The organism is Streptomyces coeruleofuscus (assembly GCF_039532725.1).
In the GTDB taxonomy this organism is placed as follows: domain Bacteria; phylum Actinomycetota; class Actinomycetes; order Streptomycetales; family Streptomycetaceae; genus Streptomyces; species Streptomyces coeruleofuscus.
Genome location: NZ_BAAASE010000008.1, coordinates 289590 through 314808 on the forward strand (window position 1 = coordinate 289590; position 25219 = coordinate 314808).

The window sequence follows — 25219 nt, forward strand, 5'->3', positions numbered from 1 at the left end:
GAGGGGTACGCATGACCGACACCGGCCAGGTCCCGGGCGAGGGACTGCCGGAGAGCGCAGGCATGGTGGAACAGCCGGGCGCCCCCGCGCACGGTGCGTACGCCTACCTCTCCGAGGACACCGTCGAGGACGAGGACCTGCTGTTGCCGGGCTCCCACGGCGCCTGGGGCAACGAGGTCGCCCCGCCCGCGCCGGAGCCGGTCGTCGAGGCCGTGCACCAGCCGGGCCCGCACGAGCTCTCCGGCCGCGACAGCGGCTCGGTCGACCTCGGCGGCGTCCGCCTGCCCGACCCTCCGCCCATCCCGCCCATCACCCCGCGCCGGCCACTGCACCTCGGCCCGCCCCTGCCCGACAGCTCCGCCAGCCCGGTCCGCTCGCTCGCCGACCGCGGCCCCGCGGGAGCGCCGGCCCGCCAGGCCGCAGCGCCGGCGCCCGGCCCCGAGTACCTCGACGCCCCGCGCGCCCCGGAGGCGCCCGCGCCGGCCGCCGAGCCCTGGGTCGCGCAGGTCCCGCCCCAGGCCCAGGTGAGCTCCGGGGCGGCGCCTGCGGAAACGGTTGTTCCGTCAACAGAACCGACGGGCACGGCCCAGGCCGTCGCAACCCACGTCACCCCGGAGCCGGCCCACCCGGCAGCGGCGGTCCCGGACACGGCCCCGGCCCCGGCCGGGTCCGCGCAGGCCGCCCACACCGAACAGCCCGCGCAGAGTGCGGCCGCGCCGGTCGAGCCAGCAGGTGACCACGTGGCCGTCGGCGAGCCGGAGCAGGCCGTCCCCGCGCAGGGGGCGGTGGCTGCGGGTGACCCCGCTGGGGTGGGCGTCGGCCCTGCCGGGGAGCAGATGGCCGCCGCCGAGCCCGTGGTGGCTGGTGAACCGGCGGGCGCGGGCGCTGGCCCGGAGGGTGAGCCGGTGGCCGCGGCCGAGTCCGTGCAGGGCGCGGCGGTCGCGGTCGAGTCGGCGGGTGCGGGCGTCGGCCCGGAGGGCGAGCCGGTGGCCACCGCCCAGCCGGAGCAGGGCGCTTCCGCGCTGGGAGCGGAGGTTGAGGGCGACCCGGCTGCCGTCGGCGTCGGCCCCGCCGCCGACCATGCCGCCACCGCGGAGCCGGAGCAGGGCGCTTCCGCGCAGGACCCGGGCGTCGGGGATGCCCCCGCACACGTGGCCGTCGATCCGGACGCCGGTCAGGTGGTTCACGCAGAGGCCGCGGCCGTGTCCGCTGCGGGGACTGTTCCGGGGGAGATGCCGGGCCCGTTCGTCGACGGCTCCGGTCAGCACGGTGAGCCGGCGCTCGCCGATGGTTCTCCCGCGGTACCCGGGCAAGGTGTCGCCGACGGATCCGCCGACGGTGGTGAGCAGACTCCGGCGGCTGCCGCGGAGCAGGACGTGGCGAACGCTCCTGTCCCGGAGGCCGCACCGGCGCCGGAGGCGGTCCCGTTCCCGGAGGCTGCCACCGCGCCCGAGCACGCTGTCGTGGCGCCGCCCGAGGCTGACGCAGCGGAAGCTGACGTTGCCCGATCGCCGGACGTGGTGGGACCCGCAGCCGCTGGCCAAGCGCCGGACCCGGTGGCCCCCGACGCCGCTGCACCCGCCCCGGCAGCGGAAGTCGGCCCCGAGGCTGCCGCACCGGGCACGACCGAGTCCGTCGCGCAGGAGCCGGAGGCCGGTGGCCACGAGGCCGCCGCGCAAGCCCCGGCCGCCGAGCCGACCGCCCAGGCCCCCGAGGCAACTGACACCGAGGCAGCCGCGCAGGAACCCGAGATGACGGAACCGCAGACCGCCGCTGCCGCCCCCGAACCGCCCGCCGCTGCCACGCCGAGCCCGGCCGCCGGGACGGTCGCCGCGGAAGCCGACGCTCCGGCTGCCCAGCCCGCCGAAGCACCCGCCGCCGAAGCCCCCGTCTCTGGGACGCCCGTCGAGGCACCGGAAGCGACCGCACCGCCCCAGCCCTCTGCTGCCCCGGTGCCTCCTCAGCCCACCGAGCCGGCCACACCCGACTCCGGAGCAGAGGTTCCCGCACCTGCCCAGGCAACCCCTGACACGGCCGCCGCCGAGGCAGCGGCACCGGCCCAGACGCCCGAGACACCCGCGCCCGAGCCGGCATCCGCCACCTCTGACCCGGTTGAGTCCACCCCCACCCCCGTGGCGCCGGAAGCCCCCCAAGTCGCCCAGGTCCCCCACACCCCGCAGCCCCCGGAGAGCACTCCGACCTCCGCCGAGGACGTCACCGTCGTACTCCCCGGCCCGGCCCCGGACGAGCAGGCCGGACAGCACGTCCAGGGCCCGCAGCAGTCCCAGGCCGCCGTCCCCCAGCCGGCCCAGCCCGAGGCGGAACCCGTGGTCATCGTCCCCGCACCCCGCGAAGGCGAAGCCGAACTCGCACAGAACGCCGACGACCTGGACACCCGGGGCGCCGAACAAGAAGACCTGGCGGACCAGGAACACCACGAATCAGAGAGCGCGGCAGCAGTGGCAGAAGCACGACAGTCCACCGGCCCCGCCGCCCCCGGCTACGACCCCGCCGAGCGCGAGGCCGTGCTGAAGGTCATGCGCGAACGCCGCGACATCCGCAACGGCTTCCGCAGCGACCCCATCCCGCACGAGGTGCTGCTCCGTGTCCTGGAGGCCGCCCACCACGCGCCCTCCGTCGGTCACTCGCAGCCCTGGGACTTCGTCGTCATCCGCTCCGCCGACACCCGGCGCGCGATGCACGAACTGGCCATGCGCCAGCGCGACGCCTACGCGAAGTCCCTCCCCAAGGGCCGGGCCAAGCAGTTCAAGGAACTGAAGATCGAGGCCATCCTCGACACCCCGGTGAACATCGTCGTCACCGCCGACCCGACCCGCGGCGGCCGTCACACCCTCGGCCGCCACACCCAGCCCCAGATGGCGCCGTACTCGGCCGCCCTGGCCGTGGAGAACCTCTGGCTCGCCGCCCGCGCCGAAGGCCTCGGCGTCGGCTGGGTCAGCTTCTTCGACGAGCGCGAGATGGTCCGCGCCCTCGGCCTGCCCGAGCACCTCGAAGTCATCGCCTACCTGTGCGTCGGTTACGTCGACGAGTTCCCGGACGAGCCCGAGCTGCTTCAGGCGGGCTGGTCCAAGCGCCGCCCGCTGTCCTGGGTCGTGCACGAGGAGACGTACGGCCGCCGCGCCCTGCCCGGAGAGGAACCGCACGACCTGCTCGCCGAGACCGTCGCGCAGATCCGCCCGCTCGACGCCAAGGCGCTCGGCGAGGCGTGGGAGCGCCAGAAGCGTATGACCAAGCCGGCCGGTGCGCTGGGCATGCTGGAGATCATCTCCGCTCAGCTGTCGGGCCTGTCCCGCCAGTGCCCGCCGCCCATCCCGGAACCCGCGGCCGTCGCGATCTTCGCCGGCGACCACGGCGTGCACGCGCAGGGGGTCACCCCCTGGCCGCAGGAGGTCACGGCCCAGATGGTGGCCAACTTCCTCGGCGGCGGCGCCGTCTGCAACGCCTTCGCCACCCAGGTGGGCGCCGAGGTCTGCATCGTCGACGTGGGCGTCGCCGCCGACCTCCCGGCCACACCGGGCCTGCTGCCGCGCAAGATCCGGGCCGGCACGTCCGACATGACCACCGGGCCCGCGATGACCCGCGAGGAGGCCAAGCAGGCCATCGAGGTGGGCATCGACACCGCCCGCGACCTGGTCGCCGCCGGCAACAAGGCACTCCTCACCGGCGAGATGGGCATCGGGAACACGACCGCGTCCGCCGCCCTGATCTCCGTCTTCACGGGTGCCGACCCGGCCGAGGTCACGGGCCGGGGCACCGGCATCAACGACGAGACCCTCGCCCGCAAGACCGAGGTCGTCCGCCGCGCCCTGGAACTCCACCAGCCCGACCCGGCCGACCCGGTCGGCGTCCTCGCCGCGATCGGCGGCTTCGAGCACGCCGCGATCGTCGGTCTCCTCCTCGGCGGCGCGTCCCTGCGCACGCCGGTGATCCTGGACGGCGTCAGCGCCGGCGCCGCCGCCCTGGTGGCCCGCGCGATCGCCCCGGAGGTCCTGGCCGCGTGCATCGCGGGCCACCGCAGCGCCGAGCCGGGCCACGTGGCCGCCCTGAACAAGCTCGGCCTGCGCCCCCTGGTCGACCTGGACCTCCGTCTGGGCGAGGGCACAGGCGCCCTCCTGGCCCTCCCCCTGGTCCAGAGCACGGCCCGGGCGATGCACGAGGTGGCGACGTTCGATTCGGCGGGAGTGACCGAGAAGTAAGGCTCCTGAGGTGCGCGTGGGTCCGTGGGCACGCACCCAGGCACCCGCACCCGGTGACGACGCCCAGCCACCGGACACCTGTGCCACCCCGAACACCCGCGCCGTAAAATCCGCACGTCAGGGCTACCGAACCACCGCCGCAACAGGAGCCGCACCCTCATGGCCGAACACCCCGCCTACCCCGTAGGCCTCCGCCTCACCGGCCGCCGCGTGGTCGTCCTCGGCGGCGGCCAGGTCGCCCAGCGCCGCCTCCCGGCGCTCATCGCGGCGGGCGCGGACATCATCCTCGTGTCCCCCGAGGTCACCCCCTCCGTGGAGGCCATGGCGGACGCCGGCGAGATCACCTGGCACCAGCGCCCCTACGAGGAAGGCGACCTCGCCGACGCCTGGTACGCCCTCATCGCCACCGGCGACACGGAAGCGAACACCAGGGCCTCCGCCGAGGCGGAACGCAACCGCGTCTGGTGCGTCCGCTCCGACGACGCCGACGAGGCCACGGCCTGGACCCCGGCCACCGGCCACAGCGAGGGCGTCACGGTCGCCGTACTGACCACGGACGCCCGCGGCCGCGACCCCCGCCACACCGCCGCCATCCGCGACGCCGTCGTGGAGGGACTGCGCGACGGCACGCTCGTCGCCCCGCACCACCGCACCCGCACACCCGGAGTCGCCCTGGTCGGCGGCGGCCCCGGCGACCCGGACCTGATCACCGTGCGCGGCCGTCGTCTGCTCGCCGAGGCGGACGTCGTCATCGCGGACCGCCTCGGCCCGCGCGATCTCCTCGCCGAGCTCCCGCCCCACGTCGAGGTGATCGACGCGGCGAAGATCCCTTACGGTCGCTTCATGGCCCAGGAGGCCATCAACAACGCGCTGATCGAGCACGCGAAGCAGGGCAAGTCGGTGGTCCGCCTGAAGGGCGGCGACCCGTACGTCTTCGGCCGCGGCATGGAGGAACTCCAGGCCCTCGCCGAGGTCGGCATCCCCTGCACGGTCGTCCCCGGGATCTCCAGCTCGATCTCGGTCCCGAGCGCGGCCGGTATCCCGGTCACCCACCGCGGCGTCGCCCACGAGTTCACCGTGGTCAGCGGCCATGTCGCGCCGGACGACGAGCGCTCCCTGGTCGACTGGCCGTCCCTGGCCAGGCTGACCGGCACGCTGGTGATCCTCATGGGCGTCGACAAGATCGGAAAGATCGCGGAGACGCTCGTCGCGCACGGAAAGCCGGCCGACACCCCCGTCGCCCTCGTCCAGGAGGGCACGACGGCGGCTCAGCGCCGGGTCGACGCGACCCTCGCGACGGTCGCGGAGACGGTCCGCACCGAGGAAGTGAAGCCCCCGGCGGTCATCGTCATCGGCGAGGTCGTGAAGGTCGGCCCCACGGTCGGCGCACCCCGCAAGTAACCCCGGGTAACACAACCGTCCCAAGCCGTTGGCACCGCACCCAGGACAAGGCAGTATCAACCCTGTGGCCGATCTCATCACCGTCGAGGATCCCGACGACCCGCGCCTGCACGACTACACCGGCCTGACCGACGTGGAACTGCGCCGCAAGCGCGAACCCGCCGAGGGCCTCTTCATCGCCGAGGGCGAGAAGGTCATCAGAAGGGCCAAGGAAACGGGCTACGAGATGCGGTCCATGCTGCTCTCGGCCAAGTGGGTCGACGTCATGCGCGACGTCATCGACGAACTCCCCGCCCCGGTCTACGCCGTCAGCCCGGAGCTCGCCGAACAGGTCACCGGGTACCACGTGCACCGCGGGGCGCTCGCCTCCATGCAGCGCAAGCCCCTGCCCACGGCGGCCGACCTCCTCCAGACCGCCCGCCGTGTCGTGATCATGGAGTCGGTCAACGACCACACCAACATCGGCGCGATCTTCCGCTCCGCCGCCGCCCTCGGCATGGACGCGGTCCTGCTCTCCCCGGACTGCGCCGACCCCCTCTACCGCCGCAGCGTGAAGGTCTCCATGGGCGCAGTCTTCTCCGTGCCGTACGCCCGGTTGGACACCTGGCCCAAGGGCCTGGAGTCGGTCCGCGAGGCCGGCTTCACGCTGCTCGCCCTCACGCCCGACGAGAAGGCCCGGCCCCTCGACGAGGCCGCCCCGCACACCATGGACCGCGTGGCCCTCATGCTCGGCGCCGAGGGCGACGGCCTGTCCACCCAGGCCCTGGTCGCCGCCGACGAATGGGTGCGCATCCCCATGTCCCACGGCGTCGACTCCCTCAACGTGGGCGCGGCGGCCGCCGTGGCCTTCTACGCCGTGGCCACCGGCCGCCCTCAGTCCTAGGTCGTGTCACAGCGCCAGGCGATCGTCGCCGTACTGCTGCGCGGGGACCGGATCCTCGCGATCCGGCGCGGCCCGGCGGTCGCCCGTCCCGGCTACTGGCAGCCGCTGAGCGGCAAGCTCGAACCGGGCGAGACCCAGGAGCAGGCGGTCGTCCGGGAGGTCCGCGAGGAGGTCGGCCTCACCGTCGTGCCGCTGGCGAAGGTGTGGGAGTCGGAGACCGACGACCACCTCTTCCGCCTCCACTGGTGGACCGCCCGCGCGGACACGGGAGAGGTCGTCCCCGATCCCGCCGAGGTCGCCGAGACCCGCTGGGTCACGCCGGAGGAGTTCCTGACCCTGGCCCCGGTCTTCGACGGCGACCGCGAGTTCTTCGAGCGGATCCTGCCGGGACTGTGACCGCGGGGCCAAGGCGGTGAAGCCCTGCGGACAGTGAGGCCTCGAAGCCCTACGGTCCGAATTCCTGCCGGACGCTCTCCTGCCGCGCACCGCCGCTGCCGCCGTCGCCGCCGAGTCCTCGCGCCGAGCCCTGACAGCCCTGCACCAGGGCGATGCCGACGGCCACCAGCAGCGTGACCACGACGAACACGAACAGCCGCTGCCGCAGCAGCCGGGGATTGGCGGGCCGCAGCCCCGTCCCCGTGTTCCTGGACGCCGGCCGCCCGGTACCGCTGTGCGGGGCGGTACGGCTGCCGCTGCCCGACCGCGTCCCGTTGCGTCCGGTGGGCGTCGGCCGTGATCCGGACCGCGACGGAGTGCCGCCGCGTGAGGCCCCGGAGCCGCGCACCGGAGCCCTGCCGCGGTTCCCGCCGCCCGTCGTCCGGTTTCCGCCTCCTGTCGCCCGGGACCCGCCCCGCGCGCCGGCGCCTCCCTGGGAAGCCGGACCGTCCGGCGACGGAATGCCGTCCCCGGGCCCGGGGGAGCGCCGTGGCGGGGGAGCCCCCCGACCGCGCTGCGCCCCGGAAGCGCCCGCACCCTGCTGTCCCTGCGGACGCCGGCCGCGCTCGGGGTAGGTGTCGGCGGGCCGGTCCGTCTCCGCACCGCGCGGCGCGGGCGGCCGCACGCCGGCCAGGTCCTGCGACTCCCGGGCCGCGATCTCCTTGAGCCGCATGGACAGTTGGAGCGTGCTGGGCCGTTCCTCCGGGTCCTTCGCCAGGCACGCCCGGACGAGCGGAGCCAACGCGTCGGGTACGCCGTGCAGCTGCGGTTCCTCGTGCACGACGCGGTACAGCATCACCTCGGAACTGCCGTGCCCGAAGGGCGAGTCGCCCATCGAGGAGTACGCGAGAGTGGCGCCGAGCGAGAACACGTCCGTGGCCGGTGTGACGGCGGCCCCGCGCACCTGTTCCGGTGCGAGGAAGCCCGGCGAGCCGACCGCCGTACCGACGTGGGTGAGCGTCGAGGCGCCGGTGGCCCAGGCGATGCCGAAGTCGATGATCCGCGGCCCCTTCGGGGACAGCAGGATGTTGGACGGTTTCAGGTCCCGGTGCACGACCCCGGCCTCGTGCACGGCGACCAGGCCCTCCGACAGGGCGGCGCCGACGGCCGCGACGTCGGCCGCGCCGAGCGGCCCCTCGGCGGCGACCTTGTCGTGCAGGGAGGGGCCGGGTACGTACTGCGTGGCGAACCAGGGCCGGTCCGCGTCGAGGTCGGCGGCCACGAGCCGTGCCGTGCACCCACCGCGAATCCGCCTGGCCGCCGAGACCTCACGGGCGAACCGCGAGCGGAACTCCTGATCCTCCGCCAGGTCAGGCCGGATGACCTTGAGCGCGACCCGCTGCCCCTTCTTGTCGGAGCCCAGGTAGACCACGCCCATCCCGCCCGCGCCGAGCCGTCTGTGAAGCCTGAACGAGCCGACGACGCGCGGGTCCTCGCGCCTCAGGCGCATCATCGCCATGTTCATCCCCGCTGCCCGGTCCTGTGACGAGCCACAGCTTACGTTTCCACAGCCGCCCGCGCGCAGAGGCCGCGCCCTCTCGGAGCGATGGATTGTCAGTGGTGGGTGGGAGACTTGAAGGGTGGTCAGGGGGCGCGCGAACAGGCCGTGTTCGCGCGGGGGATGATCCCAACCGCCTGCCACGGAAGGGGGATTGGACCCGTGAAGGGTGACCGCGTGGAGATAGTCGTGGACGCCGGCGACACGACGCGCACGTATGAGGTGGTGGCGAGCAGGGCGGGCCGCAGGGTGGAGACGGCGGTACGTCGAGGTGTCGTGGAAGTGAGCGAAGTCACCAGGTGGGGGTCCCCCCGCGCCGTTTAGGCAGCGGGGGAGGAACCGTCGTGCGTACGGCCCGTTTCATGGCGAACCGGGTGCTGGCACTGGTCGAGCAGCCGATTCCGAGGGAGGAAAGCTCGGACAAAGCGGGGTGAGCCGGGCGTCCCTTCGGGGAAGACCCTGAGACCCAGGCCTTCGTCTCCACCCAGGGGAGTACACCGCAGGTGACGGCTCATCCTCCGGGAGGCCCGGCAATCGGTACGAGGGCATGACGCCCGGGGAGGGCCGGCCGCCTAGATTTGAGGTCAAGCGGCGGGTGCAGCACTCGTCCCCCGAGGTCAGACGCCCGCCGCTGCCAACTACAACTACAACTGAGAACGGTCAGGAGAGGGACCATGGCCCACACGGCACCGCGGACGCTGATCCGCGAAGAGGGACGCAAGGTGTACGCCGCCGCGTTCCGCCGGCGCCAGGGTCGTCGCCACCCCGTGGTGGCGACGCTGATGGCCCTTCCCCTGGCGGTCCTGCTCCTCCTCGTCTTCGACGGGTGGGAGACAGTGGCCACACAGGCGTCGTCCGTGGGAGAGATGCTGGGGCGCTGAGCGGCGACCTCAGGCCCGGAAGAGCGGTCCGGGCGGGGACATCCCACCCATGAAACCCCGTGGGGACGGGGGTGCGGCGGACGGCACAAATGCCGGCGCAGCTGGGGAGCTGCGCCGGCATTGCTGTGTGCGCACGCAGGCGGCCGCGGATCGCCGAGCTGCGGGCCGCCGGCCGAGTCCAGCTGCGGGCAGTCGTGCCTCCCCCTTGTGCCTCAAGGGCCTGGGACGTGCCCCCAGGGCGGCACGGGTGGGCGCAGCGGCACCCCGCACCGCCGGGTTGCGGCCCCACCCGCCACAGCAGCAACGCCGAGGAGCTGGCAACCGGATCCGGCACCGGCGCCGAGCCCCTGATCCCAAGAGTGCCTTACCCCCCGGCCCCACCTGCGCGTACTCTCGCCCCGGTGAAACCCGCCCCCGCCCTGCTCGTGCAACAGCTCACCGCCAAGGCCCGAGCCACAGCTCACGCACGCTCCTCGACCTGCCCCTGCGGAACGGCCACACTCGCGGACCGCCCCGACGGCATCGTCGTACGGCACGCGGACACGGTCGCGAAGGCCCACCCGGAAGACACCGACGCGACCGGACTGACCACCCGCCTCACCATCGCCACCCACCACCCCGGCATCCTCCTGCCCCCACTCGTCCCGGCCCCCGCCGACCTGCACGGCCGCCTCGTGACGTTCTGGCCGTACGGCATCCCCGTCGACCCGGACGACCCCGACGCCGCTCCCTGGGAAGCCGCCGCCACCCTCCTCGCGCGACTGCACCGCAGCCCACTCCCGCCCGACCCGCCCACCATGCGAGGCCCCGCCAAGGCGGCCCGGGCCGTCGCCCGGCTCCGGGCCGCCGGCCCGCACCCCGCCACCACTCCGGTCCTGCGCGCCTGGGACACCCTCCCCGCCTGGGCCCGGGGCGAGGCCCCGATGCCGCACACCGGCATTTTGTGCCACGGCGACCTCCACCTCGGCCAGCTCATACGCCACCCCGCCCCCGAAGGCCCCTGGCTGCTGATCGACGTGGACGACCTCGGTGTCGGCGTCCCCGCCTGGGACCTCGCCCGCCCTGCCGCCTGGTACGCCTGCGGGCTGCTCGCGCCCGGTGAATGGGCCCGGTTCCTCGCCGCCTACCGCGCCGAGGGCGGCCCCGCCGTCCCGGCCGACGGCGATCCCTGGCCCGCCCTGGACGTCCCCGCCCGTGCCCTCACCGTGCAGACCGCGGCCCGGGCCGTCGCCAAGGCGGTCGCGGCCGGCCGCCCCCTCGACGAGGTGGAGCAGTCGGTCGTGGACGCCTGTGACCGAATGGCTACCGTCCCGCCGCAGTTGGCGCAGGAGCACCCGAAGTAGGGTGCAACCGACCACAGCCGGACAGAGTCTGTCCTGGCGACACATGAAGCAGGACCGACCGGCGAGGAGTTGAACCACCATGCAGTGTCCGAAGTGCCGTGCGCCGATGCACACGTACAACCGCAACGGTGTCCAGATCGAGCAGTGCAGCGGCTGCCGCGGGATCTTTCTCGACTACGGCGAGCTGGAGTCGCTGACCCGCCTGGAAGCCCAGTGGTCCCAGTCCGCCCCACCGCCCCCGCCCGCCCCGCAGGCCTACCCCGCTCCTCCGGCCCCCGCCTGGGGAGCCCCGCATGGTGGCCACGGACATCATGGCCACCAGGGTCACCACCGGCAGAAGGGCTTCGGACGCATGCTGTTCTCGTCCTGACACCAGGATCGCGACACGACGGAGCCCCCGGCCGATGCGTACGGCCGGGGGCTCCGGTGTGGTGTGGACGATACTGGGATTGAACCAGTGACCTCTTCCGTGTCAGGGAAGCGCTCTCCCGCTGAGCTAATCGTCCTCGGGACCATGACCACTTGTGCAGCGGATCATGGGCACTGCGTGCGCGATACTGGGATTGAACCAGTGACCTCTTCCGTGTCAGGGAAGCGCTCTCCCGCTGAGCTAATCGCGCGGGTCGGATCTTCGAGCAGATCCAGTGGACGATACTGGGATTGAACCAGTGACCTCTTCCGTGTCAGGGAAGCGCTCTCCCGCTGAGCTAATCGTCCTTGGAGGTGGAGACGGGATTTGAACCCGTGTAGACGGCTTTGCAGGCCGTTGCCTCGCCTCTCGGCCACTCCACCAGGAGTGTAGGGAACCGGGAAGATCCCCACTTCCTTCGAGCGGACGACGAGGTTCGAACTCGCGACCTCAACCTTGGCAAGGTTGCGCTCTACCAACTGAGCTACGTCCGCTTGTCGTTTCCGTCCGCTCTCGCGGCCCGGCGACGAGTTGAACTCTAGCGGATTCCCGGGCCAGCACAAAAACGCGTTTGTGCAGCGTGCTGCGCTTCCCCTGCTCAGGGTGGTCACAGTGCCTCACGAAGGGACATCCCCCGGTCACCCGCGGGACGCCCGCCATAGACTCGACTGCGTGCTCGACCTCCCTCCCCTCGCCCGCTTCGGCGACCGTGTCGCCACCGGGCTCCTCGACGTCACCGACGATCCCGAAGCCCTGGAGTCCAGCGGTTTCTGGGCGGTCTGCGCCGACTTCGAGGGCCGTCTGACCTGCGCACGCTTCCGGGACGTGCGGAACGCGGCCGTGCCCGCCCCCGTGCCCGGCGCGTGGCGAGGACCGGCGGCGAGTGACTGGACGTCATCACTCGACCGCGCCGCGTACACGGCGGCGGTGCAGCGGATCCGCGAGCACATCGCGGCCGGCGAGGTCTACCAGGCGAACCTGTGCCGGGTGCTGTCCGCGCCCGTCGCACCCGGTGCCGACGTGGACGCCCTCACCGCGCTGCTGGCCCGCGGCAACCCGGCACCGTATGCAGGAACGATCCGCCTGCCCGGTCACGGCGTGGAGATCGCCACCGCGTCCCCCGAGCTGTTCCTGCGGCGCGACGGACGCGTCGTCGTGTCCGGGCCGATCAAGGGCACCGGCCGCACCGAGACCGACCTGCTGGAGAAGGACTACGCCGAGAACGTGATGATCGTGGACCTGGTCCGCAACGACATCGGGCGGGTCTGCGCCACCGGCAGCGTGATGGTGCCCGACCTGTGTGCCGTCGAGAAGCATCCGGGGCTGGTCCACCTCGTGTCGACGGTCCGCGGCGAGCTGGGGGAGGGGGCCGGCTGGGCCGAACTGCTCGCCGCCGCCTTCCCGCCCGGCTCCGTCACCGGCGCGCCCAAGTCGAGCGCGCTGCGGATCATCGACGCGCTGGAGACGGCGCCCCGCGGGCCGTACTGCGGGGGGATCGGCTGGGTCGACGCCGACCGGCGGGTCGGTGAGCTGGCCGTCGGTATCCGTACCTTCTGGATCGACCGGTCCGACGGTGTGCTGCGCTTCGGCACCGGCGCCGGCATCACATGGGGCTCCGATCCGGAGGGGGAGTGGCGGGAGACCGAGCTGAAGGCGGCCCGGCTGCTCGCGATAGCGTCGGGAGCGTATGAGGTGAGTGGAGAGGACCTGACGTGAAGATCTGGCTCGACGGTGACTTGCAGGACACGGAGTCCGCCCGCGTCTCCGTCTTCGACCACGGGCTGACCGTGGGCGACGGCATCTTCGAGACCGTGAAGGCCGTGGACGGCCGGCCGTTCGCGCTCACGCGGCACCTCGACCGGCTGACCCGGTCGGCGCGCGGCCTGGGACTGCCCGACCCGGACCACGACGAGGTACGCCGCGCCTGTGCCGCCGTCCTCGAAGCCAACCCCATGCCCCTCGGCCGCCTGCGCATCACCTACACCGGCGGCCACGGCCCGCTCGGCTCCGACCGCGGCGAGCACGGCCCGACCCTCGTCGTCGCCCTGGGCGCGACCACCCGCCGCCCCGACTCCACCGCCGTGATCACGGTCCCCTGGACGCGCAACGAGCGCGGCGCGCTCACCGGCCTGAAGACCACCTCGTACGCCGAGAACGTCGTCGCCCTCGCCCGCGCCCGCGAACAGAACGCTTCCGAGGCCCTGTTCGGCAACACGGTGGGACGGCTGTGCGAGGGCACCGGGTCCAACGTCTTCGTCGTCCTCGACGGCGAGATCCACACTCCGCCGCTCGCCTCGGGCTGCCTCGCGGGCATCACGCGCGCGCTGGCGATCGAATGGACCGGCGCCAGGGAGACCGACCTGCCGCTGGACGTGCTGGAGCGTGCCGACGAGGTCTTCCTGACGTCCACCCTGCGGGACGTGCAGGCCGTGCACCGGGTCGACGACCGTGAGCTGCCCGGCGCGCCCGGCCCGGTGACCGCCAAGGCCATGCGGATCTTCGAGGAGCGGTCCGGGAACGACCTCGACCCCTGAGAGCCCCGCATTCCGGGCTGAACAGGGGCGTGGTTGCGGGTAGAACACCCCTGATGACCACGACCCTGCGGCCGACCGAGCCGCTTCAGCAGAACGCCGACGGGACGCGCTCACGCCGCTACCAGGTGTGCGTGAACAGCCGTCCCGTAGGGGCGATACACCTCGGCACGCATCCCGTGTTCGGCGACGCCGTGGCCCGGATCACGAAGCTGCGCATCGACGAACCGGACCGCGGACGCGGCCGGGGCACCGTGGCCGCGCTCGCCGCCGAGGAGGTGGCGCGCGGCTGGGGGTGCCGCCGTATCGAGACGACCGTCCCCGCCGACGCCGCCGCGGCGTTCCGGCTCGCCACCGCGCTCGGCTACGTCGTGCGCAACCGCGGCATGGAGAAGCCCCTCGGCGACACCCCGCCGGAGCTGCCGGAGGGCAGCTGTGCCCGGCCCGTGACCGACGCGGAGTTCGGCCCCTGGCTGGAGAAGGGCAAGGAGGACTACGCGCGGAGCTGGATCGAGCGGGGCGTTCCGGAGGCCGAGGCACGCGCCAAGTCGGAGCGGGACCACGCCACCCTGCTGCCCGACGGCCTCGCCACCCCCGGCATGCTCATCAGCGTCCTGGAACACGAGGGGACGGCGGTGGGCGCCTTGTGGCTCGCGCTGCGCGCGGACAGCGCCTTCGTCTTCGACGTCGAGACGCACGCCGCCCACCGCGGCAAGGGACACGGCCGCACCCTCATGCTGCTGGCCGAGGCCCAGACGATCGTCGAGGGCAGGCGCGTCATCGGCCTCAACGTCTTCGCCGGCAACACCCCGGCCGAACGGCTCTACGCCTCGCTCGGCTACGAGACGAAGACGTACGCGATGTACAAGCCGCTGGTATAGCGGCCGGGCGGGGACGGCAGACAGGCGCGGGGGCCTTCGGGTCAGCCCTGCTGCTGCTCCTGCCCGGCCAGCAGCCGGTCGGCGATCTGCTCGATCCGCTCGCGCAGCCCCTCCTGGCTCTTGCCCCCGTCGAGCCGCTCACCGCCGATGACGTACGTCGGGGTGCCGGTCACGCCGATGGCCTTGCCCTCGGCCTGGTCGGCGTCCACGATCAGGATGTGCCGGCCGTCGATCAGGGCCGTGTCGAACTCCTCGGCGTCCATGTCCAGTTCGCGGGCCAGCTCGACCAGGAAGGGCTCTCCCTCACGGCCCAGCTCCTCCACCCGCCCCAGGAGCGCCTCGGCGTACTCCCAGCCCCGGCCCTGCTCCCACGCCTCCTCCGCGGCCTGGGCGGCGGCGAAGGCGTGCTTGTTCTTCTCCAGGGGGAAGTGCCGCAGCCGCAGCTCCAGGCGGTGGCCGTAGCGGGCGCGCAGGGCACGGAGGTCGTCCAGCGCGGTACGGCAGTCCGGGCACTGGAGGTCGCACCAGACCTCGAGGACGGGGGCGGCGGCGGGGGCGGGGGAGGAGTCGCTCATACCGACATTCTCCCAGGCCGTGCACCCGCACCGGCACCTGCGGAGGAGGCGACCCGGAGATGTCCCTGATGTCGGGCCGGGGCATGGCCCCCCGGGGTACGGCGGGTGCAGGATGGAAGGGACGAAGTGCCCTGCCCGACCGCGCCACGCCTGGAGGACCGGATGATTGCCGAGACCGTCTGCTCCGCCGTGTCCGCTGCAGGCCTGGGTATTGCGGTCATCACGGCGTACCGCAAGCGTTTCCTCGCGGCGACCCGTATCGCGGCGTACTCGCTCGTGCCGATCGGCCTGGTCATGACGGGCGTCGTCGAGTGGCTGGCCGACACCGCGTTCAGCCTGACCGCCTGGGCGGGCTTCGGGGTCCTCGCTGTCGCGTGGCTGCTGTTCATGACCACGCGTGTCGTGGAGCGCCGGCGCGGCGGCACCCGCAAGGAGCGCAGGGCGGCCCGCGCGGCTGCCCGGCCTGACGCTGTGGCTCCGGCGGCCTCGGCGCCCTCCCTGGGCCAGGGTCAGGGGTCCCGCCCGGCCACCCGGCCGGCATCGGCGTCCCGGGGCGACGACGACTTCAGCGACATCGAGGCCATCCTCAAGAAGCACGGCATTTGACGGCCGGGTCCCGGTCGAATCGTCACAGTGGGTCCTAGGGTGCGCGGAAGTGATCACAACCTGAACCGGACCTCGCGGAATCGGCGCACTCCCGCACGCAACGAGGCCGCTGATCGCGTCTGCCCGGCGACTGCGTCATCATCGCCGCGAGATGCTGGACACGACGAATCAGAGCGACCCCGCGCCGCCGCAGGACGAGCCCCGTCCCCGGCAGGACGAGCCACGTGGTTGCCTCTTCGCCCTTTCCCAGCCACCGCTGATGATCTTCCTGGCGGTGATCGGGAGTCTGCTGCTCATGGCCTCGTTGCACGACCTGCTGCTGCTGTGAGCCGTACCCGCGGTACCCGGCGCCACCCGCCGGGACCGCGTCGGCATCGACGATCCGCCCGTCAATCGCCCCCGAGGCGGAGCGGTCAGCCCGCCGCTTCCTTACGGCGCGCCCGGTACGCGGCCACATGCAGGCGGTTCCCGCAGGTGCGGCTGTCGCAGTACCGCCGCGAGCGGTTGCGGGACAGGTCGACGAAGGCCCTCCGGCAGTCGGGCGCCTCGCACCGCCGCAGCCGCTCCTGCTCCCCTGCGACCACGAAGAAGGCCAGTGCCATCCCGCAGTCGGCGGCCAGGTGGTCGGCGACGGAGGCGCCGGGCGCGAAGTAGTGCACATGCCAGTCGTAGCCGTCGTGGTCCGTGAGCCGGGGTGTGGTGCCGGCGGCCGCGACGAGGTCGTTGATCAGGCCGGCGGCGGCCCGGGCGTCGGGGGCGGCGAAGACGGCGGCGAACCGCCCGCGGATCTTCCGCACCGCGGAGAGGTCGAACTCCGAGAGCACTCCGACGTCGCTGATCTCGTGGTTCTGTACGAAGTCCGCGAGTGTCGCCACGTCCGGCAGCCCGTCCGCCGCCGTGTCGTCGTCCGGTGCGGTGTTCACCAGATCGACCACGGTGTCGAGGGCGCACCGGGTGTCGTGGGTGATCAGCACGATTCGCTCCCTGGCCTGGGGGTCGGGCAGGCGCCCGCGGATGCTGGCCGATGGTAGCGGCTCCACCACCGCTGGACCGCCCTCATGCCCGCACATGGCTTCGAATACAACGCCGCCGGGCGAGGCATGGTTCCCGCCCGCCCTCCGGGCGGCGGAAGGCCCGCCGCGGCGGGCTGCCGTCGTCCGCCCACACGGTCCGCGAACGGCGCCACACGCGAGCCGGCGCCGCCCCGCGTGATCCGCGGTGCCGGCGCCGGTGTATCCCATATGCGGTTGTCCAGGCCCGAGCCGTCTCCCCGAGTCGACGGCGCCGGGCGGCTTTGTGAGGGCCTCGCCCTAGCTTTCCGCCAGGATGTGCGAGAGCTCCTGATCGAGATCGAAATGCCGGTGCTCCGTGCCGGGCGGCACGGCGGCGTCGGTGCGCTTCAGGAAGGACTCCAGGGCCCGTGCCGGGGCCTCGAGCAGGGCCTCGCCCTCCGGCGAGCTCAGGGCGATGCACACGACGCCCTGACCGTGACTGCGCGACGGCCAGACGCGGACGTCGCCGGTGCCCGTAGGGCGGTGAAGTCCCTCGGCGAGGAGGTCGCGGGCGAACACCCACTCGACGGTCTCCTCGGCTCCGGTGTGGAAGGTGGCGTGCACGGCGTAGGGGTCGGCCGTGTCGTACCGCAGGCCTGCGGGGACAGGCAGGGAGGACTCGCTCGACACAACGAGGCGCAGGTGCAGCTCGCAGCTGACCGTGGTGTTCATAAGCGCCAGGGCCTTTCGCTCAGTGTGCGCTCGGGGATTCGCACGTCGGCGAAATCGACATGCCACCTACGGTGCCGTTGTAAACCCCTCTGAGTGTTTTGCGTGCCTTTACGTAACTCTTCCGGCCGAGAGATCGTTCGTGCCGTGCGTCCATTCCGGTGACTGGTTTCGCTCGGGTAGTGTTTGGCCGTATGAATACGGGGAGTGACGAGCCGGGCGAGGTGGCCGTGGCGCCGGACGAGACGGGGACGGACGAGGAGCGCAGCGAGCAGGAGCGGGGACTCGGCTCGCGGGCGCCGGAATTCATCAAGGCGCGCCGCCTGCTGCACGTGAGCTGGCAGGTCGGCGTCTTCATCATCGGGCTCGCGGTCGTCGTGGCGGGCATCATCATGCTGCCCCTGCCGGGGCCGGGCTGGGTCGTGATCTTCGGCGGCATGGCGATCTGGGCGACCGAGTTCGTGTGGGCCCAGCTGGTGCTGCGCTGGACCAAGCGGAAGGTCACGGAGGCCGCGCAGCGCGCCCTCGATCCCAAGGTGCGGCGGCGCAACATCATCCTGACGTCCATCGGGCTGGTGATCGTGGCCGTACTGGTCGGTATCTACGTGTGGAAGTTCGGCATTGTCATGCCGTGGAAGATCAAGAACCAGTGAACCGCGTCGGGGGTGCCGGTGCCGGCCGGCGCTGGTCACAGGCACCCCCTGACATGGGGTAATCTTCTTCCTGCGTCCGGGCGATTAGCTCAGTGGGAGAGCGCTTCGTTCACACCGAAGAGGTCACTGGTTCGAACCCAGTATCGCCCACCCGGATCGGCGGCCCACCTGCGATTGCGCAGGTGGGCCGCCGTCGTGCGGGGTCGTTGTCACGGCTGCCGAACGCCCCGCGTGCCGTTCTCCGCCAGGGCTCGCCGACCGAAGCCGGCCACCTCGCGCGCGGCTCCACGCCACCCACCTCGGCGTCGCCTTTCGGTCGCTCCCGCAACCCGTGTGAGCGGCCCCGCCTCGTTCGGCCCACCGACCACAGTGGCCCCACCAGTGACGTCTTCCCGGCGGAGGCGGCGTGCCCCCTCCCCGTCCCGCCGCGCCTGGGGCCCGTTCGGTAAGAAAATCTTGTCCGAATCATTGACGCACCCTCAGCCCCTCCGTAACTTGTGCCAGCAAGCGCTTACTTGAAACGATTCATGCGAGCGGGACGACGTGCGGGGAGGTCCAACCGTGGTGAACGGCAGGAATGTTGAGAGACGTACGATTCTGAAGGCGGCCGGGGCCACGGCGGCCACGCTGGGGCTGGCCGCGACCACCGCCTGCGGTGGCGACGGAGGGGCCTCCGCGGACGGGACGGTGACGATCCGTTACGCGTGGTGGGGAGCGGAGGACCGCGCCGAGCGCATCAACAAGACCATCGCGCTCTTCGAGAAGAAGTACCCGAAGATCAAGGTGAAAACGGACTTCCAGCCTTATCTCGACTTCTGGAAGAAGTTCAACACCCAGGCTTCCGGCGGAAATCCGCCGGACGTCTTCCAGAATGCCATCGGGTTCCTGCGCAAATACGACGCGAAGAACGTGCTGCTCGATCTCGGTGAGCAGGTCAAGGCCGGCAACCTCCGGATGGACGGATTCCGCGCCGGACTCGAGAAGTTCGGTGAGATCGACGGCAAGCTCCTCGGAGTTCCGGTCGGTTCCAACTCGATGGCCCTGGTCATCGACAAGCCCGTCTACACCAAGGCGGGCGTGAAGCCGGAGATGGGCTGGACCTGGGACGACTTCGACGCGGCGATGAAGAAGATCCGCGACAAGGCGGGCCGCGCCGGCGACAGCGGCATGTACGGCGTCATGTACCTCTACGACCTGTACCTGCGCCAGAACGGCAAGGCGTTCTTCACGGAGGAGGGGCTCGGCTTCACCGAGTCGGACCTGTCGGACTGGTGGACGAAGGCCAAGAAGGGTGTGGAGGACGGCCGTTACGCCGACGCCAAGAAGGTCGCCCAGATCAAGCCCAAGTCCGCGGTCACCGGAGAACTCGCGGGCGGCGAGTTCACCTGGGACAACTTCACGGTCCGCTACACCGCCGAGGGCAAGAGCGAGTACGCCCTCGCTCCCATCCCGACCACGGACGGCAAGAAGACCGGCCAGTACCTCGGCTCGCTCATGCTGAGCGCCTCCAAGCGCACCCAGCACCCCAAGGAGGTCGCCCAGTTCATCGACTTCATGGTGCACGAGCCCGAGGTCGCCAAGATCATGGGCTACGACCGGGGCGTGCCCGCGACGCAGGCCCAGTACGACGCGTACAAGCCGACCGACGAGGTCAACAAGGCGATAGCCGCCTACGAGGAGTCCCTCGTCGAGGCGGGTGTCCTGGAGCCGATCACCCCGCACCCGAACGGGGCGGACATCTGTGAGTCCGCCTTCCTGCGCATCGCCGAGGAACTCGCCCTGGGCAAGCGGTCGGTGGACGAGGCCGTCAAGCAGTTCTTCACCGAGTCGAAGACGGCTCTCGGCAGCTGATGGGAACCACCGTGACACACGCCCCTGCGATGGAGGGCCTGTCCCAGGACTCCGAGCCGCGGCACGGTCCGGTGAAGCCCGAGCGCCCCGCCGCCCTCAAGCGGCGGCGGCGCCGGGAGAACCTGGCCGGCTATCTCTTCATGTCTCCCTGGATCGCCGGGTTCCTGCTGCTCACAGCGGGCCCGATGGTCGCCTCGCTCTACTTCGCGTTCACCGACTACAACCTGTTCGACGCGCCCAAGTGGATCGGCCTCGACAACTTCTCCGAGATGTTCGGCGATCCCCGCTGGCGCCACTCGGTGCAGGTGACGCTCTGGTACGTCGTCGTCGGAACGCCGCTCAAGCTGGTCGCGGCCCTCGGTGTGGCCCTGCTCCTCGCCCAGAAGCGGCGCGGACAGGCCTTCTACCGGGCCGCCTTCTACGCGCCGTCACTGATCGGCGCGAGCGTCTCCATCGCGATCGTCTGGAAGGCGATCTTCTCGGACGACGCGATCGTGGACCGTACGCAGAAGATCTTCGGGATCGACGTCGGCGGCTGGACCGGCGACCCGGACATGATCATCTACAGCCTGGTGGCCCTCACCGTCTGGCAGTTCGGCGCGCCCATGGTCATCTTCCTGGCCGGCCTCAAGCAGGTCCCGCGCGAGCTGTACGAGGCGGCCGAGGTCGACGGGGCGGGCAAGCTGCGGCGGTTCTGGAACATCACGCTGCCGATGATCTCCCCGGTGCTCTTCTTCAACGTCCTGCTGGAGACGATCCACTCCTTCCAGATCTTCAGCTCGGCGTACATCGTCGGCGGCGGCGCCGGAGGCAACGCCTGCGGTCCGGCCGACGGCTCGATGGTCTACACCTGCTACCTCTACGTCCAGGGCTTCGAGAACAGCCGGATGGGTCTGGCCTCCGCCATGGCCTGGATGCTGCTCGTCGCGGTCGCCCTGGTGACGGCGGTGCTGTTCTGGTCCCAGAAGCGCTGGGTGCACTACGAGGAGGGCGCCCGATGAGTGCGCAGGCCACCGACGCCACCCCACGAGCGGGCGGGCTCCGGCACAAACTGCCCGGATCCCTCGCCTGGCACATCGGCTCCCTGCTGATCCTCGCGGTGATCCTGTATCCGGTGATCTGGGTCATCGGCGGCTCCCTCAAGAAGAGCGGGGACATCGTCGGCAGCCTGGACCTCCTGCCGGGCGAACCGATCCTCGACAACTACAAGAGCCTCGCCGACGGCATCGCCGACATCTCGATCTCCACCTTCTTCTTCAACTCGCTCTTCCTCGCGGTCGGCTCGGTGATCGGGATCGTGGCGTCCTGCTCGCTGACGGCGTACGCCTTCGCGAGGATCAGGTTCGCGGGCCGCAATCTGCTGTTCACGCTGATGATCGGCACCCTCCTGCTGCCGTACCACGTGCTGCTGATCCCGCAGTACGTGCTGTTCCGCAACATGGAGTTGATCAACACGTACACCCCGCTGCTGCTGGGGAAGTACCTGGCCACGGAGGCGTTCTTCGTCTTCCTGATGCTGCAGTTCATGCGCAACATGCCCAAGGAGCTCGACGAGGCGGCCCGTCTCGACGGCTGCGGGCACTTCCGCATCTACTGGTCGATCATGCTTCCGCTGTGCCGGCCGGCCCTGATCACCAGCGCGATCTTCACGTTCATCAACTCCTGGAACGACTTCATGGGCCCGCTGATCTACCTCAACGAGCCCGACAAGTACACGGTCTCCCTGGGGCTGAAGATGTTCGTCGACCAGGAAGGGCTGGCCAACTACGGCGGCATGATCGCCATGTCGCTCGTCGCCCTGCTGCCGGTGCTCGCCTTCTTCCTCGCCTTCCAGCGGTATCTGATCGACGGCATGGCGACGTCCGGTCTGAAGGGCTGAGGAGATCCGGCCATGGCCACGACGCGAGTGAAGGCACAGGGGGAGTCGGCCTTCGCCGAGCGGTTCGGCGTGTTCGCCGAGTGTCTGCTGACGGGGGTCTGGATCGCGGTGGCCTCGCTGGGGGTCGTCACGTACCCCGCCGCATTCGCCGCGGGTGCGCGGCACCTGCGGCGCCGTACCGCGCAGGAGGGCGGAGGCTGGCGGGAGTTCGTCGCCGACTTCCGTACGGCCGTGCGCGGCGGGTGGCTCGCCGGGCTCGCCGGGTGGGCGGCCGTGGCCGCGGTCTGGGTGGACGTCCGGGCGGTCCGTGCGGGGATTCCCGGCGGGCCGCTGGTCGGGGCCGTCGGAGTGCTGGCGCTGATCGGCTTCGCCGTGGCCGGGCTGCGCGCGGCGGCGGTCTGGGAGCCGGACGCCCGCTGGCGGACCCTGCTCACGGCTGCCTGGCGCCGGACGGTCCTCGACCCGGCCGGGTCCTTCCTGATCATCGCCGGGCTGGTCGTGGTGGCCGTGTCCGCCTGGTTCACCGCGCCGCTGGCGGTCCCCGTCCTCGGGGCCGTAGCGGCGGCGGCCGTCGCCGTGGAGGAGCGGTACCGGCACCGCTGACCGGCGGTGCCCTCGTCCCAGGCCGGCGCCGCGTGCGCCGCGCCTCTCACTGTCATGCCCCTGACCAGCGCACGGATGTGCTTCCCGCACGGACAAGGAAAGGCAGCCTCTCTATGTCTCCCATCCCCCGCAGGAACCTTCTCAAGGCGGCCGCCGTCGCCGGAGCCGCCGCCCAGTTCAGCTGGGCCCTGGGGACACAGGACGCGCGGGCCGTCCCCAGAGCCGAGCCCGCCGACGCCGACCCGGTGACCCTGGACTGGCTGGAGGACGGCGGCCTCGGCGCGGCGCCCGGCTCCACCGTCGGCGTCCCCTGGCCGAAGGGCGCCTATCAGAAGGACCAGACCTTCGCGCTGACGGACGCGGCCGGCAAGGCCGTGCCCGTGCAGTCGTGGCCGATCGCCTACTGGCCCGACGGCTCCCTCAAGTGGACCGCCCACGCGGTCGGTTCGGGCGACGGCAAGCTCACCCTCACCGCCGGGACGCCCGCCGCACCGCAGAAGAAGGTCACCGTCGACAAGCGCGGCGGCACCATCGACATCTCCACCGGCGTCATCACCGCGAAGATCGGCAAGTCCGGCTCCACGATCGTCAAGTCGGTCACCCGGGGCTCCACCGAGATCGCCAGGAACGGCCGGCTCGTGCTGATCCGCCTGCCCGAGATCGAGGACGAGGACCAGGGGGCGGTCAAGACCGAGCGCTTCGACGGCGCCGTCGACAAGGTCACCGTCGAGCAGGAGGGCCCGGTCCGCGCGGTCGTCCGCATCGACGGCAAGCACCGCAAGGGCGGCCGCGGCTGGCTGCCCTTCTCCATCCGGCTGTACTTCTACGCGGGAGCCGACTCCTTCCGCATGGTGCACACCATCACCTACGACGGGAAGCAGGAGCCCGGCAAGGCGAGCGGAGACTTCGTCCGCGGCCTCGGAGTCCGCTTCAGCGTGCCGATGCGGGACGAGTCGTACGACCGTCACATCCGCATCGGCGGCGAGGGCACCGGCCTGTTGCGTGAGGCCGTCAAGGGCATCACCGGCCTGCGGCGGGACCCGGGCGCGGCCGTGCAGGCGGCGCAGTACGAGGGCAAGAAGCTGCCCGACCCGGCCACCTGGGACCAGCGGGTCACCACCCGGCTCCAGTACATCCCCGAGTGGGGCGACTACACCCTCTCCCAGCTGTCCGCCGACGGTTTCACCCTGCGCAAGCGCACCAAGAAGGGCTACGGCTGGATCGGGGCCGGCGGCGGCCGGCGCGCTTCCGGCTTCGGGTACGTCGGCGGGGTGAGCGGCGGACTCTCCTTCGGCCTGCGCGACTTCTGGGAGAAGTTCCCCGCCCAACTCGACATCCGGGAGGCCCACACCGACGAGGCCGAGGTCACCCTCTGGCTCTGGTCTCCCGAGGCCCAGCCCATGGACATGCGCTTCTACCACGACGGCATGGGCCAGGACACCTTCCCCGAGCAGATCGAGGGCCTCAACATCACCTACGAGGACTACGAGCCCGAGTTCGGCACCCCGTACGGCATCGCCCGCACCTCCGAACTGCTCTTCTGGGCCAACGAGTCCACCCCGAGCGCCGAGAAGCTCGCCGAGCAGGTCGAGGCCGTCCGGGTCCTGCCGCAGCTCGCCGCCCCGCCCAAGCAGCTCATCAAGGCGGGCGTCTTCGGCAAGGGCCTGTACGCCGAACCCGACCGCTCCACCCCCGCCAAGGCCAAGATCGAGGACCACCTCGACTTCCTCTTCACCTACTACAAGGACCAGGTGGAGATGCGCCGGTGGTACGGCTTCTGGGACTACGGCGACATCATGCACACCTACGACACCGTCCGGCACCAGTGGCGCTACGACGTCGGCGGCTACGCCTGGGACAACTCCGAGCTGTCGCCGGACCTGTGGCTCTGGTACGCGTACCTGAGAAGCGGCCGTTCGGACATCTTCCGCTTCGCCGAGGCCATGACCCGGCACACGGGTGAGGTCGACGTCTACCACCTGGGCAAGTGGGCCGGCCTCGGCACCCGGCACGGCGTGCAGCACTTCGCCGACAGCGCCAAGCAGCAGCGCATCGCCAACACCACGTACCGGCGCTACTACTACTTCCTCACGGCGGACGAACGCGTCGGCGACCTCATGCACGCCAACGTCGACTCCGACGAGACGTTCCTCGCCCTCGACCCGCTCCGCAAGATCCGCACCGAGCCGTACACGCCCGACCGGCACGCCCTGTCGATCGGCTTCGGCACCGACTGGAGCGGCCTGGTCTCGGCGTGGCTGACCGAGTGGGAGCGCAAGGGCCCCAAGTGGGAGAAGGCCAAGGCGCGCGTGCTGTCCACGATGGAGACCATCGCCGCGCAGCCCAACGGCTTCGTCCAGGGCAGTGGCCTGTACGACCTGGACACCGGCAGGTTCGCCGTCGCCGCCCAGCCCAAGGTGGAGGTCTCGCACCTGTCGGCCGTCTTCGGCCTCAACGAGCTGTGCGCCGAGCTCATCGACCTCGTCGACGTGCCGAAGTTCAAGGAGGCGTACCTCGACTACTGCCGCTACTTCAACGCCACCAAGGCCGAACAGGCGGCCCGCTACGGCAGCAACTTCGGCTCCCTGATCCTCTTCCAGGGACACTCGCGCCTCGACGCCTACGCCGCCGTCCAGTCCGGCGACGAGAAGCTCGCGAAGCGCGCGTGGGACAAGTTCTACAACTCCGACGGCTACAAGGAGTCCGCGCCCTGGAAGACGGAGAAGCTCAGCGGCCCGCTCACCCTGGTGCCGGGCAGCGAGGCACCCTGGGTGTCCACGAACGACACCTCGCTGTACGGCCTCGCCGCGATCGAGAACCTGGCACTGCTGGGGGACAAGATGCCGTAGCGG

Annotated in this window: 22 protein-coding genes, 6 tRNA genes and 1 pseudogene; 20 read left to right on the forward strand and 9 right to left on the reverse strand. The window is 71.6% G+C overall.

Annotation, left to right across the window (positions count from 1 at the left end):
• Window positions 1-11: 11 nt before the first annotated feature.
• From cobT to ABFX81_RS29900, 4 genes are all read left to right on the forward strand, one after another.
• Window positions 12-4217, forward strand: coding sequence for a nicotinate-nucleotide--dimethylbenzimidazole phosphoribosyltransferase (cobT, locus tag ABFX81_RS29885; protein WP_346138923.1), 4206 nt, complete (start codon window positions 12-14; stop codon window positions 4215-4217).
• Window positions 4218-4376: 159 nt separating this feature from the next.
• A complete protein-coding gene (gene cobA / locus ABFX81_RS29890) occupies window positions 4377-5618 on the forward strand; it encodes a uroporphyrinogen-III C-methyltransferase (RefSeq protein WP_086855294.1) in 1242 nt (413 codons plus the stop codon).
• A gap of 64 nt (window positions 5619-5682) precedes the next feature.
• Entirely contained in the window at window positions 5683-6501 is an 819-nt protein-coding gene (locus tag ABFX81_RS29895; protein ID WP_086855293.1) for a TrmH family RNA methyltransferase, read from the forward strand.
• Window positions 6502-6504: 3 nt separating this feature from the next.
• On the forward strand, window positions 6505-6897 hold the full coding sequence (locus ABFX81_RS29900; protein ID WP_086855292.1) for an NUDIX domain-containing protein: 393 nt from the start codon (window positions 6505-6507) through the stop codon (window positions 6895-6897).
• A 49-nt stretch (window positions 6898-6946) separates the two neighbouring features.
• Here the strand turns inward: ABFX81_RS29900 and ABFX81_RS29905 are convergent, their stop codons facing one another.
• Window positions 6947-8401 (reverse strand): protein kinase domain-containing protein, encoded by a 1455-nt coding sequence (locus tag ABFX81_RS29905; RefSeq protein WP_086855291.1) that lies wholly within the window; start codon window positions 8399-8401, stop codon window positions 6947-6949.
• 195 nt (window positions 8402-8596) lie between these two features.
• Here ABFX81_RS29905 and ABFX81_RS29910 point away from each other — a divergent pair.
• The 4 genes and pseudogenes from ABFX81_RS29910 (at window position 8597) to ABFX81_RS29925 (ending at window position 11028) form a co-directional block, all read left to right on the forward strand.
• Window positions 8597-8868, forward strand: a pseudogene (locus ABFX81_RS29910) (hypothetical protein).
• Window positions 8869-9108: 240 nt separating this feature from the next.
• Window positions 9109-9315, forward strand: coding sequence for a hypothetical protein (locus tag ABFX81_RS29915; protein WP_086565651.1), 207 nt, complete (start codon window positions 9109-9111; stop codon window positions 9313-9315).
• A 401-nt stretch (window positions 9316-9716) separates the two neighbouring features.
• Window positions 9717-10658 carry a phosphotransferase gene (locus ABFX81_RS29920; protein ID WP_346138924.1) on the forward strand — a complete coding sequence of 314 codons (942 nt, stop codon included), beginning with the start codon at window positions 9717-9719 and terminating at the stop codon, window positions 10656-10658.
• Window positions 10659-10737: 79 nt separating this feature from the next.
• Entirely contained in the window at window positions 10738-11028 is a 291-nt protein-coding gene (locus ABFX81_RS29925) for a TFIIB-type zinc ribbon-containing protein (protein WP_150479827.1), read from the forward strand.
• Window positions 11029-11092: 64 nt separating this feature from the next.
• On the opposite strand, the gene ABFX81_RS29930 is transcribed toward ABFX81_RS29925, so the two are convergent.
• The 5 genes from ABFX81_RS29930 to ABFX81_RS29950 all read right to left on the reverse strand — a co-directional run bounded on the left by ABFX81_RS29930 (window position 11093) and on the right by ABFX81_RS29950 (window position 11561).
• Window positions 11093-11164: transfer RNA gene (locus ABFX81_RS29930), tRNA-Val, on the reverse strand.
• A 42-nt stretch (window positions 11165-11206) separates the two neighbouring features.
• A tRNA-Val gene (locus ABFX81_RS29935) sits at window positions 11207-11278 on the reverse strand.
• Window positions 11279-11303: 25 nt separating this feature from the next.
• Window positions 11304-11375, reverse strand: a tRNA-Val gene (locus ABFX81_RS29940).
• Window position 11376: 1 nt separating this feature from the next.
• A tRNA-Cys gene (locus ABFX81_RS29945) sits at window positions 11377-11450 on the reverse strand.
• 38 nt (window positions 11451-11488) lie between these two features.
• Window positions 11489-11561, reverse strand: a tRNA-Gly gene (locus ABFX81_RS29950).
• Between the two features lie 178 nt (window positions 11562-11739).
• Between ABFX81_RS29950 and ABFX81_RS29955 the strand changes: the two genes are divergently transcribed.
• The 3 genes from ABFX81_RS29955 to ABFX81_RS29965 are packed head-to-tail and all read left to right on the forward strand — an operon-like array spanning window position 11740 to window position 14479.
• Window positions 11740-12783 (forward strand): chorismate-binding protein, encoded by a 1044-nt coding sequence (locus ABFX81_RS29955; RefSeq protein ID WP_086852337.1) that lies wholly within the window; start codon window positions 11740-11742, stop codon window positions 12781-12783.
• Window positions 12780-13601: an aminotransferase class IV gene (locus ABFX81_RS29960; RefSeq protein WP_086852339.1), complete on the forward strand. Its 822-nt coding sequence runs from the start codon at window positions 12780-12782 to the stop codon at window positions 13599-13601. Before ABFX81_RS29955 ends, ABFX81_RS29960 begins: the two co-directional genes overlap by 4 nt.
• 53 nt (window positions 13602-13654) lie before the next feature.
• A complete protein-coding gene (locus ABFX81_RS29965; RefSeq protein WP_086852341.1) occupies window positions 13655-14479 on the forward strand; it encodes a GNAT family N-acetyltransferase in 825 nt (274 codons plus the stop codon).
• A 41-nt stretch (window positions 14480-14520) separates the two neighbouring features.
• On the opposite strand, the gene ABFX81_RS29970 is transcribed toward ABFX81_RS29965, so the two are convergent.
• Window positions 14521-15054 (reverse strand): DsbA family protein, encoded by a 534-nt coding sequence (locus tag ABFX81_RS29970; RefSeq protein ID WP_346138925.1) that lies wholly within the window; start codon window positions 15052-15054, stop codon window positions 14521-14523.
• 162 nt (window positions 15055-15216) lie between these two features.
• Between ABFX81_RS29970 and ABFX81_RS29975 the strand changes: the two genes are divergently transcribed.
• Window positions 15217-15660, forward strand: a complete 444-nt coding sequence (locus ABFX81_RS29975; RefSeq protein WP_086846604.1) for a hypothetical protein — start codon at window positions 15217-15219, stop codon at window positions 15658-15660.
• A 151-nt stretch (window positions 15661-15811) separates the two neighbouring features.
• Window positions 15812-15988 (forward strand): hypothetical protein, encoded by a 177-nt coding sequence (locus ABFX81_RS29980; protein WP_167537303.1) that lies wholly within the window; start codon window positions 15812-15814, stop codon window positions 15986-15988.
• An 85-nt stretch (window positions 15989-16073) separates the two neighbouring features.
• Here the strand turns inward: ABFX81_RS29980 and ABFX81_RS29985 are convergent, their stop codons facing one another.
• Window positions 16074-16634 carry a CGNR zinc finger domain-containing protein gene (locus ABFX81_RS29985; RefSeq protein ID WP_086846606.1) on the reverse strand — a complete coding sequence of 187 codons (561 nt, stop codon included), beginning with the start codon at window positions 16632-16634 and terminating at the stop codon, window positions 16074-16076.
• 336 nt (window positions 16635-16970) lie between these two features.
• Window positions 16971-17384, reverse strand: a complete 414-nt coding sequence (locus ABFX81_RS29990; RefSeq protein WP_004002642.1) for an SsgA family sporulation/cell division regulator — start codon at window positions 17382-17384, stop codon at window positions 16971-16973.
• Between the two features lie 191 nt (window positions 17385-17575).
• On the opposite strand from ABFX81_RS29990, the gene ABFX81_RS29995 reads away from it, so the two are divergent.
• From ABFX81_RS29995 to ABFX81_RS30025, 7 genes are all read left to right on the forward strand, one after another.
• On the forward strand, window positions 17576-18034 hold the full coding sequence (locus ABFX81_RS29995) for a TIGR02611 family protein (RefSeq protein WP_086846608.1): 459 nt from the start codon (window positions 17576-17578) through the stop codon (window positions 18032-18034).
• 78 nt (window positions 18035-18112) lie between these two features.
• Window positions 18113-18184: transfer RNA gene (locus tag ABFX81_RS30000), tRNA-Val, on the forward strand.
• Between the two features lie 411 nt (window positions 18185-18595).
• Window positions 18596-19885, forward strand: a complete 1290-nt coding sequence (locus ABFX81_RS30005; protein WP_086846610.1) for an extracellular solute-binding protein — start codon at window positions 18596-18598, stop codon at window positions 19883-19885.
• Window positions 19885-20886, forward strand: a complete 1002-nt coding sequence (locus ABFX81_RS30010) for a carbohydrate ABC transporter permease (RefSeq protein ID WP_346138926.1) — start codon at window positions 19885-19887, stop codon at window positions 20884-20886. Before ABFX81_RS30005 ends, ABFX81_RS30010 begins: the two co-directional genes overlap by 1 nt.
• The gene (locus ABFX81_RS30015) at window positions 20883-21764 is read left to right on the forward strand and encodes an ABC transporter permease subunit (protein ID WP_086846612.1); all 882 of its coding nucleotides are present in this window, start codon (window positions 20883-20885) and stop codon (window positions 21762-21764) included. Before ABFX81_RS30010 ends, ABFX81_RS30015 begins: the two co-directional genes overlap by 4 nt.
• Window positions 21765-21776: 12 nt before the next feature.
• The gene (locus ABFX81_RS30020; RefSeq protein ID WP_086846614.1) at window positions 21777-22367 is read left to right on the forward strand and encodes a hypothetical protein; all 591 of its coding nucleotides are present in this window, start codon (window positions 21777-21779) and stop codon (window positions 22365-22367) included.
• A 113-nt stretch (window positions 22368-22480) separates the two neighbouring features.
• Window positions 22481-25216 carry an exo-rhamnogalacturonan lyase family protein gene (locus tag ABFX81_RS30025; RefSeq protein ID WP_086846618.1) on the forward strand — a complete coding sequence of 912 codons (2736 nt, stop codon included), beginning with the start codon at window positions 22481-22483 and terminating at the stop codon, window positions 25214-25216.
• Window positions 25217-25219: the final 3 nt, after the last annotated feature.